Origin of the sequence: Delftia sp. WSY_16, from assembly GCF_043104415.1 — a bacterium.
Classification (GTDB): Bacteria; Pseudomonadota; Gammaproteobacteria; order Burkholderiales; family Burkholderiaceae_C; genus Comamonas; species Comamonas tsuruhatensis.
Map to the genome: position 1 here is coordinate 17,559 of NZ_JBICKS010000023.1, position 12,994 is coordinate 30,552.

A 12,994-nucleotide genomic window follows, 5' to 3' on the forward strand; every position below is an offset into this window, starting at 1 on the left:
CCTGCCGTCTCAGGCGGCGGCTGCGTCTTGCAGCGTCTGGCGCGTGGCCTGGGCGGCGGTGCGCGCGGCGGCAGCGAAGTCGTCGCCCTGCGATGCATAGAGCACCGCACGCGAGGAATTGATGATGATGGGGCCGCCGCCGATGCGCGCCGCCTTGACCGTGGCCACGGCATCGCCCCCCTGGGCGCCCACGCCGGGAATCAGCAGCGGCAGCGAGGGCGCGAATTCACGCACGCGCTCGATCTCCTGCGGGCGCGTGGCGCCCACCACCAGGCCGAGCTGGCCGTTGGTGTTCCAGGGGCCTTGCGCCAGGCGCGCCACATGCTCGAACAGGTGGGGCTGGCCCGGCAGGTCGGCCAGGCGCTGGGCCTGCAGGTCGTCGCCGCCGGGGTTGGAGGTGCGGCACAGCAGGAAGGCGCCCTTGCCCTCGTACTGCAGGTAGGGCGTGATGGAGTCGAAGCCCATGAAGGGCGACAGGGTCACGGCGTCGGCGCCATAGCGCTCGAAGGCTTCCTTGGCGTACTGCTCGGCGGTGGACCCGATGTCGCCGCGCTTGGCGTCCAGGATGATGGGCACATGGGGCGCGACGGCGCGCATGTGGGCCATGAGCTTTTCCAGCTGGTCTTCGGCGCGGTGGGCCGCGAAGTAGGCGATCTGGGGCTTGAAGGAGTTCACCAGGTCGGCCGTGGCCTCGACGATGGCGGCGCAGAATTCGTAGATTTTGCTTGCATCGCCGCGCATGGCCGCAGGAAAGCGGCTGGGTTCGGGGTCCAGGCCCACGCACAGCATGGATTGGTTCTGGGCGGTGGCATTGCGCAGCATGTCGAGAAAGGTCATGGGGCGCGATTTTAGCGATCGGCCCTTCCCGGGGCCTGTCGCCGGGCATCCAGCGGGTTTGGCGGCCCATGGGCACAATCGGCGGCCTATGCCTGCCTTCACCGCCCGACAAATCCTTTTGCTGATCGCGCTGACCCTGATCTGGGGCATCAATTGGCCGGTGATGAAGCTGGGCGTGCAGCATTTCCCGCCGCTGAGTTTCCGCATGGCCTCGATGTGGGTGGGGCTGCCCATCCTGGCGGCCTTCGTGGTCTGGCGCCGCTTGCCGCTGGCCGTGCCGCGCGCCTATTGGCCCCGGCTGGCGCAGCTGACGCTGTTCAACATGGTGCTGTGGAACAGCCTGATCATCATTGCCATCCCCATGCTGTCCAGCGGGCGGGCGGCCATCCTGGGCTACACCATGCCCATCTTCTCGGCCGTGCTGGGCAGCCTGTTCTTCCATGACCGGCTGGCGCCGCGTGCCTGGGCGGGTGTGGCGGCGGCCTTGGCGGGCGTGCTCCTGCTGCTGTGGCACGAGGTCGGCGCCCTGGGCAGCCGCCCCATCGGCGTGGGCCTGATGCTGGCCGCCGCGCTGAGCTGGGCCTTCGGCACGCAGAAGCTGCGCCGCGCCGAGGTGCCCGTGCCCCTGCTGACGATGACGCTGTGGATGGTGGCGCTGACCGCGCTGACGCTCACGGTGCTGGCCTTCGTCTTCGAGCGCCACCAGTGGCACTGGCCCGATGCCCAGGCCACGGGCGCCATCGTCTTCAACGGCGTGCTGGTGCTGGGCTTTGGCCAGACGGTCTGGTTCTTCCTGGCGCGCAGCCTGCCGCCCGTGGCGTCCACGCTGAGCGTGATGATGATCCCCGTGCTGGGCGTGTTCAGCGGCGCCTGGTGGCTGGGCGAGGTGCTGCACTGGCAGGACTGGACGGCCGTGGCGCTGATGGTGGTGGCCATCGCCTCGGTGCTGTGGCCGGCGCGCGGCCGCTGAGGGCAAGCAGGGGAAGGTCGGGAGAAGAAGACGCAGCCTGACTGCGCACACGGGCGCAGTCAGGCTGCAGGGCCTCAGCGTTGCGCCGTGGCCGGGGCGCCCAGCAGGCGCTGGATGTCGATGTTGTTGGGCAGCGCGTAGTCGTGGCTGCGCACGATGCGGCTGTCGTCGGTGCGAACCAGCTTCAGGCTCACATAGGTGTACTTGGCAGCTGCCGAGTACGTGCCCACCAGGACCAGGGCCGCATTGTGGTTGCGGGCGATGTCCTTGATCTCGCGCGACAGCAGCAGCTCGCCCGTGCCTTCCTTGACGTACACATCGCCGCGCAGCTTCAGCTCCTTGACGTTGTAGCCCTTGGCGGACAGCTGGGAGGCGTACAGCTCGCTGAGCGTGCGGCCCAGCGGGGCCGAGCGCGTCAGGTCGTTGACGTTGACCACGGTGGCCACGAGCACGGGCGCCTCGCCCAGTTCCTCGGTGTTCAGGCCCTTGACCAGCTCGTCCACGGCAGCGCGGCTGCTGGCGATGAAGGGGTTGGCTGCGGCCGACTGGTAGGTGGGCTCGCCACGGCGTGCGGCCGAGAACTCGGGCGAAGGCGCGGGGGCGGGCACGGCGCAGGCGGAAAGCAGGGCTGCCGCAGCCAGCGCGGCCGGCAGGAGGGGCGTGCGCAGCGTCATTGGCCCACCACCTTCAGGTTCTTGGTGGGGAATTCGGGGCGCTCGTCCTCGGCCGTGAACAGCACGGCGTCGCTCTTTTCGAGGTAGTAGACGTCGGTCTTGCGCGCCAGGTACTGGTTGTTGCGCACCACCGTCGTCGTCAGCACGAGTTCGGGGTTGGGCAGGCGCTTGCCGTGGCGCACGACCTGGGCGCCGTAGCTCACCTGCAGCTGGGCCTGGGCCGGCTGCAGCATGACGGTCACGCCGCTTTGCACGAGCTTGGTGATGATCAGCTCACGAAAGCCCTTGTCGAACGGGCTGGGCTCGGCCGGCAGGGCCACGTGGACCGGCGTGGTGCGCTCGATGCCGGTCTTTTGCAGTGTCTCCAGCGTCTTGGCGACGACATCGTTGGCCACGGAGTCCCAGTGGCCGGCAGCGCCGATCTTGGGCTGGGCCGTGGCTTCGAAGTAGCTGGTCATCGGTGCATTGACGCAGCCCGCCAGGGCCAGGCAGAGGCCCGCCAGGGCCAGGCCGCTGGCGGATTTGAACGATCGCATGGATTTCTCCTCGGTGCGGGGGCGCGCTGCGGCGGATTGCTGCAGCTGCGCAAAGTGTCGATTGTGGCTTCGCCGCGAGGCACTGACAAGAAAGTGCCCCGTATCCGGATGTTGCCGTGCTCAGCCGTTGGCGCGCTTTTGCAGGATCTCGAAGGCAGGCAGGGTCTTGCCTTCCAGCACCTCCAGGAAGGCGCCGCCGCCCGTGGAGATGTAGCCGACCTTGTCCTCGATGCCGTACTTGGCGATGGCGGCCAGGGTATCGCCGCCACCGGCGATGCTGAAGGCGTCGGACTCGGCAATCGCCTGGGCCACGACCTTGGTGCCGTTGGCGAACTGGTCGAACTCGAACACGCCCATGGGGCCGTTCCAGACGATGGTGCCGGCCTTGCGCAGTTGCTCGGCCAGGCGGGCGGCGGTCTCGGGGCCGATGTCCAGGATCATGTCGTCGTCAGCCACTTCGGTGGCCTTCTTGACGGTGGCGGGCGCGTCGGCCGCAAAGGTCTTGGAGACCACCACGTCGGTGGGAATCGGCACCTCGGCGCCGCGTGCGGCCATGGCGTCGATCACGGCGCGGGCCTCGCCGACCAGGTCGGCCTCGGCCAGGCTCTTGCCGATCTTCAGGCCCGCCGCCAGCATGAAGGTGTTGGCAATGCCGCCGCCCACGATGAGCTGGTCCACGTTCTTGGCCAGCGACTGCAGGATGGTCAGCTTGGTTGACACCTTGGAGCCGGCCACGATGGCGGCCAGCGGGCGGCGCGGGTTGGCCAGGGCCTTGGTGATGGCGTCGATCTCGGCCGACAGCAGCGGTCCCGCGCAGGCAATGGGCGCGAACTGGGCGATGCCGTAGGTGGTTCCCTCGGCACGGTGGGCAGTGCCGAAGGCGTCGTGCACGAAGATGTCGCACAGCGCGGCCAGCTTGCGGGCCAGTTCTTCCTTGTTCTTCTTCTCGCCCACGTTCACGCGGCAGTTCTCCAGCAGCACGACCTGGCCGGGCGCCACCTGCACGCCGTCCACCCAGTCGGCGACCAGGGGCACTTCGCGGCCCAGCAGCTCGCCCAGGCGGCGGGCCACGGGCGCCAGCGAATCGGCGGGCTTGAACTCGCCTTCGGTGGGACGGCCCAGGTGGCTGGTCACCATCACGGCGGCGCCGGCCTTCAGTGCCATCTCGATGGCGGGCACGGAGGCGCGCACGCGCGTGTCCTCGGTGATCTCGCCAGCATCGTTCAGGGGCACGTTGAGGTCGGCGCGGATGAAGACGCGCTGGCCCTGGGCCTTGCCCTGGGCGCACAGATCGGAGAAGCGGAGAATGTTCATGACGGCGGCGTTGCGATCGGTGGCGATCGCCATGGAATTGAAACGAAAAAGGGGTAAAGCGCGGCCATTGTAGGCGGCGTGCCCGCCCTGGCAGCGGGCGGGCGCACCGGCGATCCGGGGCATCGGGAGCGCCTGTAATCCGGTTTCAGCCGGGCAGCCGGGCGCTCTCGGTCGCTCTCGGCCGCGCTGCGCCTACCAGCCCAGGCCGATATGCAGTGGCAGATAGACCGCCATGCCAAGCGCGATCGTTCCCATGATGCTGCGCTTGTAAAAAAAATACATGACCGCGCAAGCCAGGGCCGGCAGGCGCGCATCGACCACGGTGGAGATCAGCCGGCCGTTGGTCATCACGATCTCGGGCGCAATCACGGCCGCCAGGGCCGCCAGCGGCGCGTACTTGAGGCCGCGCTTGAGCCATTGCGGCAAGGGCACCTCGCGCTCGGGAATCAGGAAGAAGGCGCGTGTGAACAGCGTAATGGCCGCCAGGCCCACGCAGGCCAGCCAGGGCCACAGCCAGGACAGATCCATCAGAGCGTTTCCTTTTCCTTGGTTGTTTCCACGGGTCGGACGTCTTCGTCCAGCGGCAGCCGGGCATGGCGCTCGCCATGGGCTGTATCGGGCGGGAGAATCACCGGGCCTGGCTCCTCTTTTTCAGGCGCCTGCAGTGCGCGCAGGCGCTGCTGCAGCGATTCCGCCAGCAGGCCTGCGGCCACGGCTGCCGCGATGGCCACGAGGATATTGAGCTTGAGCGGCAGCGCAAAGGCCGCCACGGCCGCGCTGGCTGCAACCACGCCTGCCACCCAGGTGGCACGGTCGTTGAGCATGGACAGCAGCACGCCCATCAGGGCCAGCACGCCCGCAAAGCCCAGGCCCCAGGACAGGGGCACCTGGTCGGCCAGCAGGATGCCCAGCGTGGACGGGATCTGCCAGGCCAGCCAGTTGGTCGATGCGGCACCCCAGAAATAGGGCAGCTGCTCGGGCTGGGGCCGGGCATCGGGGTAGCGCTTCATGAAGCCCACGAAGATCACGTCGCCGCTGAAATAGGCGATGGCCAGGCGGTGGCGCAGGCGCAGGTGGGCAAAGTAGCTGCGCCACATGCTGCTGAGGATGACGAAGCGCAGGTTCACGCAGATGGCCGTGAACCAGACCACCCACATGGGCGCGCCCACGGCCATCAGCGGCAGCACGGCCAGCTGGGCACTGCCGGCATAGACCAGCAGGCCCATGAACAGCGCCAGGGGCAGGGACATGCCGCTCTTGATCATGGCCACGCCCGTGACCAGGCCCCAGGCGCCGATGCCCAGCGCCGTGCCCGACATGTCGCGCACGCCGGTCATGAAGGCGGGATCGCGCGCAATGCCGCGTGCGCGCTCCACCAGGGGCTGCAGGTTCATGGCGTGCCGCCGCTGGCAGCACCGTCCAGGATGGCTCCTTCAGGCAGATCGAAGCCGCGCAGGAAATCGCCCGCCGCCAGCCGCTTGCCGCCCGCGCGCTGCAGCAGCGTCATGCACAGCACGCCCTGGCCGCAGGCCACGCGCACGCCGTCGGCGCCTGCGGACAGCACGGTGCCGGGCACTGCCGCCGCCACGGCGGCGGCGGGGTCGGCGTGAGCCTCCCAGACCTTGATGGCTTCATCGCCGTACTGCGTGGCGCCACCTGGGAAGGGGTTGAAGGCGCGCAGGCGCCGGGCAATGGCCTCGGCATCCTGGCGCCAGTCGATCTGGCTTTCGGCCTTTTCGATCTTGTGCGCGTAGTTCACGCCTTCGGCAGGCTGGGGCGTGCGCGGCAGGCCGCCGCAGGCGCTCATCTCCAGCGCCTCGACGATGAGGCGCCCGCCCAGGTCGGCCAGCTTGTCGTGCAGGCTGGCCGTGGTGTCGTCGGCGGTGATGGGCAGGCGCTCGATCAGGCACATGTCGCCCGTGTCCAGGCCCGCATCCATCTGCATGATGGTGACGCCGGTCTCGGCATCACCGGCCTCGATGGCGCGGTGGATGGGGGCGGCGCCGCGCCAGCGCGGCAGCAGGCTGGCGTGGATGTTCAGGCAGCCGCGCGGAGGCGTATCGAGCACCCACTGCGGCAGGATCAGTCCGTAGGCGGCCACGACCATGACATCGGCCTGGGCCGCTTCGATGGCGGCGCGGGCGGCGGCGGCCTCTTCGGGGTATTTGCCGTCCAGGCGCAGGCTGCGCGGCTGGGCCACGGCAATGCCATGCTCCAGAGCGCACTGCTTGACGGGAGAGGCCTGCAGCTTCATGCCGCGCCCGGCGGGACGGTCGGGCTGGGTCAGCACCAGGGGGACGGTGAAGCCCGCGGCGAGCAGGCGTTCAAGGGCAACGCGCGCGAACTCGGGCGTGCCGGCAAAAATGACTCTCATGCAATCCAGTAGGGACGGTGGGGACGGTGTGCAGGCTCAACGCCGATCGTCGTCATTGAACACTTCGTCGGTGAACATCACGCGGCGCACCACGCCGGCGGGGTCGATATGCACATGGGCCTGGCGGCGAATGCCATTTTCCAGGATACGGTAGGTCCAGATGTCGCCGTTGAAACTGTAGACCCTCTCGATCAGCGCAGGCGGGCCGAAGAGCTGGCGTACGCTTTCCCGGGTGTCCTCGCCATTGCGCAGGGCGTGGAAGCGTTCGATGGTGAGCGCCTGCTCCACGCGCACCAGGCGCTGGCTGGCGTCGAAATCCATATGATAGACCTGCTGGCCTGCAGGCTGCCAGCTGTAGACCAGGCGCGTGCCGCCGCCGTCCAGCGGCAGGCTCAGGGTCGGGCGGCCCATGGATCGCTCGATGTCGGCCCGTGGCGTGCCGGGCTTTTGCCACTCGGGTACGGTGCAGCCGGCCAGCAGCAGGGACAGGGCCAGCAGCGCCCAGGCAACGAGGCCCGCGCCGTCCATCTTCCAGCGCGGCATGAAGCGAGGCGCTGGCAGGCGGGTCATGCGCGTTCTGCCTGTTTCTGCTGCTTGAGCAGCTTGGTCTTGATGCGGTTGCGCTTGAGCGGCGACAGGTATTCGACGAAGACCTTGCCCATCAGGTGGTCCATCTCGTGCTGGATGCAGATGGCCTTGAAGCCTTCGGCCTCGATGATGCGTTCGTTGCCGTTCTCGTCCAGCGCCTTGACCTTGATGGCCGTGGAGCGTTCGACACCGTCGTAGATGCCGGGCACGGACAGACAGCCTTCCTCGCCCAATTGCTTCTCGTCGCTGGCCCAGAGCAGCTCGGGGTTGATCAGCGCAAAGGGCTCGTCGCGGCCTTCGGAGACATCGACCACGACCACGCGTTCATGCACATTCACCTGGGTGGCGGCCAGTCCCACGCCCTGGGCGTCATACATGGTGGCGTACATGTCCTGGACCAGTTGGCGAATGCGGTCATCGACCTTGGCGACCGGCTTGGCGACGGTGTGCAGGCGGGGGTCGGGATAGCAAAGAATGGGCAGAATGGACATGGCGTGGTCGGTGAATGTCGTTATTTTCGCCACTTTTCTGCCTGGGCGCAGCGGGACGACGCAATAAGCGTTGCCCTCTCATGGCCTTGCACGCAGAATCTTTGCTGATTTGTAAGACCTGTATGGCCGTTCATGACAAGATCGGCCGTGCCGCAGTGCCTAGGAGGGACGCTGTGTCAGACACAAGAAGAGGAATTCCATGACTGCATTCGCCACAGCTCGTACCTGGACTGTTGCCTCGGCCCTGATCGCCGCGTGTGCGGCGGCCCACGCGCAGCAGTATCCGGTGACGCCATCGCAGCGCTCGGCAGCCCAGCAGGTGGCGCAGCAGGGCGTTCCCGTGGGTGAGCTGGCGCCCGATGCGCCCGACAGCTACACCGTCAAGCGCGGCGACACGCTGTGGGGCATCTCCGGCATGTTCCTGCGCCGTCCCTGGCGCTGGCCCGAGCTGTGGGGCATGAACATGCAGGCCATCGCCAACCCCCATCTCATCTATCCGGGCCAGGTGCTGTACCTGGACAAGCGTGACGGCTACGCCCGCCTGAGCACGGCCCGCCCCATGGGCGATGGCGGCGAGCCCGGCGTGGTCCGCATCACTCCGAGCACGCGCAGCGAATCCCTGGCCCAGGCGGCCCTGCCCACGCTGCAGCCCCATCTGATCGAGCCCTTCCTGGCCGAGCCCCTGGTCGTCGATGCCGAAACGCTGCTGCGCGCGCCACGCCTGATCGCCACCACGGACGAGCGCGTGCTCATGGCCAGCGGCGACCGCGCCTATGCACGCGGCACCGCCGAGGCGCCGCTGCGCAAGGGCGACGGCCTGCCGCGCCAGTACCGCGTCTTCCGCGATGCCGTGGCGCTCAAGGATCCCATCTCCGGCGAGGTGCTGGGCTATGAGGCCAAGTACCTGGGCCTGGCCGATCTCATCGAGGGCGAGACCACGCTGGAGATCGTCGACAGCAAGGGCGAAAAGCACCAGCAGAACTCTCCCGCCACGGTGGACCTGTCGCGTTCCAAGACCGAAATGCGCGCCGGCGACCGCCTGCTGCCCGCGCCCGAGCGCACCTACATGAACTACGCGCCCCACGCGCCGCAACAGGCAGTGAAGGCCCATGTGGTTTCCCTGTACGGTGATCAGGCCGTGCGCTGGGCGGCCAACAACCAGGTCATTGCCATCAACAAGGGCACGCAGGACGGCATGGACGTGGGCACGGTGCTGGAGCTGATACGCCGCGGCGCACGCATCGTGGACAAGACGGGCGAGAAAAAGGAAGAGGTGCAACTGCCCGACGAACACAACGGCCATGCCATGGTGTTCCGGACCTTCGATCGCGTCTCCTACGCGCTGATCCTGGAGGCGCGGCGCGGTGTCGAGGTCGGCGACAGCCTGACCTCGCCGGCTCCTTGAGCCACCACGGCCTGCCGGCAGCGTCATGGCGGCCGCCCTGCAGTCCACGGACCGGTTGGCTCCTGACGAACTCTCTGCCTGGCTCCGGCTGCTGCTGACGCCCGGAGTGGGCCGCACCACGGCCCGGCGTCTGTTGGCGGCCTGCGGTGTTGCGCAGGACATCTGGAGCGGCCCGCCGTCCGCCTGGCACGGACTGGTGACCGCCGCTCAGGCCCATGCCCTGCAGACCGTGCCCCAGCGCCTGGAGCAGCTTGTGGCGGCCACGGCGCAATGGCTGGACCAGCCCGCTTCCGGGCAGTTGCATGCCGTGCTTGCGCTGGGCCATCCCCAGTATCCGCAGGCGCTGCTGCAGACCGAAGATCCGCCGCTGCTGCTGCATGTGCAGGGCAGCGAGCGCTGCATGACAGGTTCTGGCCCCTGGTTCCCCTATCCACAGTCCCTGGCCATGGTCGGCAGCCGCGGGCCGACGGTCCAGGGCGCGGCCAACGCGCGTGCCATGGCGCAGGCGCTGGCCGAGGCCGGCCTGTGCATCGTCTCCGGACTGGCGCAGGGCGTGGATGGCGCGGCCCATGAAGGCGCGCTGCGCGCGGCGCCACGCCTGGGCGGGCTGGGTGCTCCCGTCACCATTGCCGTCGTCGGCACGGGCCTGGACCAGGTTTACCCGCGGCGCCATGCCGCCCTGGCCCGCGAAGTGGCCAGCCACGGGCTGATCGTCAGCGAATATCCGCTGGGCACCGGCCCCATGGCCGCGCACTTTCCGCAGCGCAACCGCATCATCGCGGGCCTGTCCCAGGGCACGCTGGTGGTCGAGGCGGCCCTGCAGTCGGGCTCGCTGATCACGGCCAGGCTGGCCAGCGAACAGGGCCGCGAAGTCTTTGCCATTCCTGGCTCCATCCACGCGCCCCAGTCGCGCGGCTGCCATGGGCTGCTGCGCCAGGGCGCCAAGCTCGTGGAAACGGCGCAGGACGTGCTCGATGAGCTGCAGGGCACGGCCGCGCGCCTGCCGCTTCCCAAGCCTGTATCGGCAGCGGCAGCTGTCCAGTCCGCCCAGGACCCTGAGAGCGACGCCACCCTGCGCGCCCTGGCCCACGACCCGCTGTCGCTGGACGAGCTCATGGACCGCACAGGCATGGACGCCGCAGTCCTGCAGGCCCACCTGCTGGAGCTGGAACTGGAAGGCCGCGTGGAACGCCTGCCCGGCGGCCTGTTCCAGCGCCTGGCCCAGGCCTGATCTCAAAAACTGGCGCGTCCCCAAGCGGGATATGCCGAGCAAGAGCCGCCTCGCAGTGGGGGCGCCTAGCCGATGGCATCGTCCCCCTCCCCCGCGAAGCGGGTAGAGAGGCGCCGTGCCCCGGGGGGAAGGCGCGTAGCGCCTCAGGGGGAGCTTAGCCTTTCAGGGTTCGCCTGAATCTTCTGCAGCGCATCCCGCGTCGCGCGCACGGTGAGCGCCTCCTCGTCATGCACGGCCAGCAGGCCGGACTGCAGGTAGGAGGCCATGCGCCGCAGCTGCAGCAGGTGGCAGGTGCCATCGAGCGCGGCGAACAGGTGCAGTTGCTTGCGGCGGCTGCGCCAGGTGTATTGCACCTGGATGCGCGCGCCGTTGTGGTCCAGGGTGAACCAGCGGCCCGTCTCCAGAGAGGCCGCCCATTCCAGCATCACCGGCTCCACGGCCGTGTTCGTGCTCGGGATGACGTTGAGGCCGGCCGTGTCCACGCCCAGGATCATCTCGATGTTCTCGGGCGACAGCGGCATGTCCTCGTCGAGCATGCCGTCTTCATTGATGTACTGCTCCAGATGGGCCAGCCGCTGCGCCATGGCCTCGATGCGGGCCGGGGCGATGGTCGCGGTCTTGGAGACAAAGGCCTCGGCCAGCGTGTCGGTGACCAGCTTGATGCGCGTGGACTGGGCGTCGCCCGTGACACCGATCAGGGCCAGTCCTTCGCGCAGGGTCTGCAAAAGCGTCGGCAGCGTCTGGATCACGCGCGAGCGTTCCTGGCGCGTGGGCTTGGCGCTGGCGGCCCAGACCAGTTCGCTGGCGGCCTGCTTGAAGCGCATGGTGCGCGCGTCCTTGGCACCGTGGCGCACGGCGGCCAGGGCCAGCGCCTCGGTCCAGGTCTTGAACAGGAACTCGCGGATCTCCTTGCGCACCGGCATGTCGGTGAGCAGGTGGCGCAGCTCGATCGTGTATTGGATGGCCAGGGTTTCCTTTTGCTCCACCTGCTGGGCCACGGTGACGATCTTGGCCTTGTCCTGCGACTGGGTCAGGTAGCGCGCCAGGAAATCCTCGAACTCGCGCAGCACCAGCACGAACACTTTCTGGCCCGTTTCGGGGTATTGCTCGATGACCTGGACGATGCGCCGGATCTCGGACTCCAGCGCGCTGCCGCTGATGCTGGAGGCGTCGAATCCCATCACGCAGGAGCCCAGGCGGTCGATCAGCAGCCGGGCCGGATGGCGCAGGTTGCTGAAGAATTCCGGCTCGGCCAGTGCCACGCGCAGCACGGGCACCTGCAGCCGGGCAAACCAGACCCGCACCGAGGGCGGGATGCGGTCCTCGGTCAGGATGGCCTGGAACATCAGGGCCACGATCTCGATGGTGGCCTTTTCGCCCGAGGTGGTGGCCTTGCGCTTGAGGTCGGCCGAACGTTCGCGCACCTGCCCGACCAGCTGGCCGATGGCAGCCGGGCTGACATCGATGTGCAGCGTGGTCAGGCCCTGGGCCAGCATCTGCTGGTACTGCGTCTGGGCCACCACGCGCTGCTCCAGCAAGGCCTGGGTCAGCGCGGCCGATGCGGGCGCCTGGGGCATGCCTGCGCCCACACCGGGCACCAGGCCCTGCACGCCCACGCCCGGCTGCATGAGCAGGCGGCGCAACTGGCCCACGACTTCCTGGGCGCGGTGGCGTGCGCGCGAAAGGGTTGTCAGGCCTACGGGCATGGCGGGCATCGCCGGCATCTGGCCATGGGGCGCGGCGGCGTCAGGCGGGTAGGCGGCAGCGCCGGGCACGCCGCCCATCTGCGTGGGCGCATAGGCCGAGGAATGCTGTGATGCAGTGGCATGCTGCGAGGCCGCAGCAGGTGGCGCGGCGGTCTGGCCCAGGCCCATGGCGCGCGTGGAGTTGCCTGCCTCGGTGCGCCGCACGCGCATGGCCACGTCCTGCGAGCGGGTGACGCCCTGGCCGTCCAGCAGCACATGGGCGGCCTGGTACTCGGTCACCAGCACGGGCGCCAGGGCCGTCTGCAGCAGGTCCAGCACGCGCTGCAGATCACCGCGCTGCAGGCCCGTGGCCAGCCATTGCTCGACCAGGTGCCGGCACACGGTTTCGGTGCGCAGGATGTCGTCCGAGGGCAGCTCGCGGCCCTCGATGAACTGCATGCGCAGACGCAGCGTGTCGAAGGCCGGCGCTGCGGTCTCTCCCATGGCCAGGGCCATGCGGGAGGCCAGGATCTTGTTCTCCACCACATCGTCGCTGAGCAACTCGAACTGCAGCGCGCCGCGCTGCGGCACGGCGGCAGGCGCGGCTTTGGCCGGCTGCAGCGCGCCTTGCAGGGCCTGCATGCTGGCGTTCAGCCAGGCGCTCTGGTGCTGGCGGTAGTTGCCCCAGGCTTCACGCCGCTCCTGCATTTCGCGCTGCGTGCCCACGGCCTGGGCCTGTTGCTCCATCTGCGCCAGCAGCTGCTGGGCCACGCCGGGCAGGCCCTTGCACAGTCCTCGCACCCAATGCAAACGCGCCTGCTGGCCCAGGGAGGACTGGGGGCCAGCAGGCGCGTTGGAAGGGTGGGGCAGGGAGGGCATGCCCGGGAGT

At 68.8% G+C, this 12,994-nt stretch carries 13 protein-coding genes; 3 read left to right on the top strand and 10 right to left on the bottom strand.

All coding sequences use genetic code 11. The features are described from left to right. Window positions 1-9 precede the first annotated feature (9 nt). Entirely contained in the window at window positions 10-837 is an 828-nt protein-coding gene (gene pyrF, locus ACF8O7_RS13750; protein ID WP_016449352.1) for an orotidine-5'-phosphate decarboxylase, read from the bottom strand. Window positions 838-925: 88 nt separating this feature from the next. On the opposite strand from pyrF, the gene ACF8O7_RS13755 reads away from it, so the two are divergent. Beyond that, window positions 926-1,807 (top strand): DMT family transporter, encoded by an 882-nt coding sequence (locus tag ACF8O7_RS13755; protein ID WP_126311107.1) that lies wholly within the window; start codon window positions 926-928, stop codon window positions 1,805-1,807. Window positions 1,808-1,881: 74 nt separating this feature from the next. On the opposite strand, the gene ACF8O7_RS13760 is transcribed toward ACF8O7_RS13755, so the two are convergent. The 8 genes from ACF8O7_RS13760 to def all read right to left on the bottom strand — a co-directional run bounded on the left by ACF8O7_RS13760 (window position 1,882) and on the right by def (window position 7,784). After that, complete coding sequence (locus ACF8O7_RS13760; RefSeq protein WP_017407706.1) at window positions 1,882-2,481, bottom strand: FlgO family outer membrane protein; 600 nt, start codon at window positions 2,479-2,481, stop codon at window positions 1,882-1,884. Then, window positions 2,478-3,017 (bottom strand): hypothetical protein, encoded by a 540-nt coding sequence (locus ACF8O7_RS13765; RefSeq protein WP_046985999.1) that lies wholly within the window; start codon window positions 3,015-3,017, stop codon window positions 2,478-2,480. The genes ACF8O7_RS13760 and ACF8O7_RS13765 overlap by 4 nt, the downstream gene beginning before the upstream one ends. A 120-nt stretch (window positions 3,018-3,137) precedes the next feature. Continuing rightward, window positions 3,138-4,331 carry a phosphoglycerate kinase gene (locus ACF8O7_RS13770; protein WP_026062985.1) on the bottom strand — a complete coding sequence of 398 codons (1,194 nt, stop codon included), beginning with the start codon at window positions 4,329-4,331 and terminating at the stop codon, window positions 3,138-3,140. Between the two features lie 192 nt (window positions 4,332-4,523). Beyond that, on the bottom strand, window positions 4,524-4,859 hold the full coding sequence (locus ACF8O7_RS13775; RefSeq protein WP_012202761.1) for an AzlD domain-containing protein: 336 nt from the start codon (window positions 4,857-4,859) through the stop codon (window positions 4,524-4,526). Beyond that, the gene (locus tag ACF8O7_RS13780) at window positions 4,859-5,725 is read right to left on the bottom strand and encodes an AzlC family ABC transporter permease (protein WP_046986000.1); all 867 of its coding nucleotides are present in this window, start codon (window positions 5,723-5,725) and stop codon (window positions 4,859-4,861) included. The genes ACF8O7_RS13775 and ACF8O7_RS13780 overlap by 1 nt, the downstream gene beginning before the upstream one ends. Further along, window positions 5,722-6,705 carry a methionyl-tRNA formyltransferase gene (gene fmt, locus ACF8O7_RS13785; protein WP_126311108.1) on the bottom strand — a complete coding sequence of 328 codons (984 nt, stop codon included), beginning with the start codon at window positions 6,703-6,705 and terminating at the stop codon, window positions 5,722-5,724. The genes ACF8O7_RS13780 and fmt overlap by 4 nt, the downstream gene beginning before the upstream one ends. Before the next feature lie 36 nt (window positions 6,706-6,741). Next, window positions 6,742-7,275, bottom strand: coding sequence for a hypothetical protein (locus tag ACF8O7_RS13790; RefSeq protein ID WP_016449359.1), 534 nt, complete (start codon window positions 7,273-7,275; stop codon window positions 6,742-6,744). After that, a complete protein-coding gene (gene def / locus ACF8O7_RS13795; protein ID WP_016449360.1) occupies window positions 7,272-7,784 on the bottom strand; it encodes a peptide deformylase in 513 nt (170 codons plus the stop codon). The genes ACF8O7_RS13790 and def overlap by 4 nt, the downstream gene beginning before the upstream one ends. Before the next feature lie 199 nt (window positions 7,785-7,983). On the opposite strand from def, the gene ACF8O7_RS13800 reads away from it, so the two are divergent. Both ACF8O7_RS13800 and dprA read left to right on the top strand, forming a co-directional pair. After that, window positions 7,984-9,189: a LysM peptidoglycan-binding domain-containing protein gene (locus ACF8O7_RS13800; protein WP_047218912.1), complete on the top strand. Its 1,206-nt coding sequence runs from the start codon at window positions 7,984-7,986 to the stop codon at window positions 9,187-9,189. A gap of 25 nt (window positions 9,190-9,214) precedes the next feature. Further along, window positions 9,215-10,420 carry a DNA-processing protein DprA gene (gene dprA / locus ACF8O7_RS13805; RefSeq protein ID WP_392443546.1) on the top strand — a complete coding sequence of 402 codons (1,206 nt, stop codon included), beginning with the start codon at window positions 9,215-9,217 and terminating at the stop codon, window positions 10,418-10,420. A gap of 143 nt (window positions 10,421-10,563) precedes the next feature. Here the strand turns inward: dprA and ACF8O7_RS13810 are convergent, their stop codons facing one another. After that, window positions 10,564-12,984: a DUF1631 family protein gene (locus tag ACF8O7_RS13810; protein WP_133072862.1), complete on the bottom strand. Its 2,421-nt coding sequence runs from the start codon at window positions 12,982-12,984 to the stop codon at window positions 10,564-10,566. Between the last annotated feature and the right edge of the window lie 10 nt (window positions 12,985-12,994).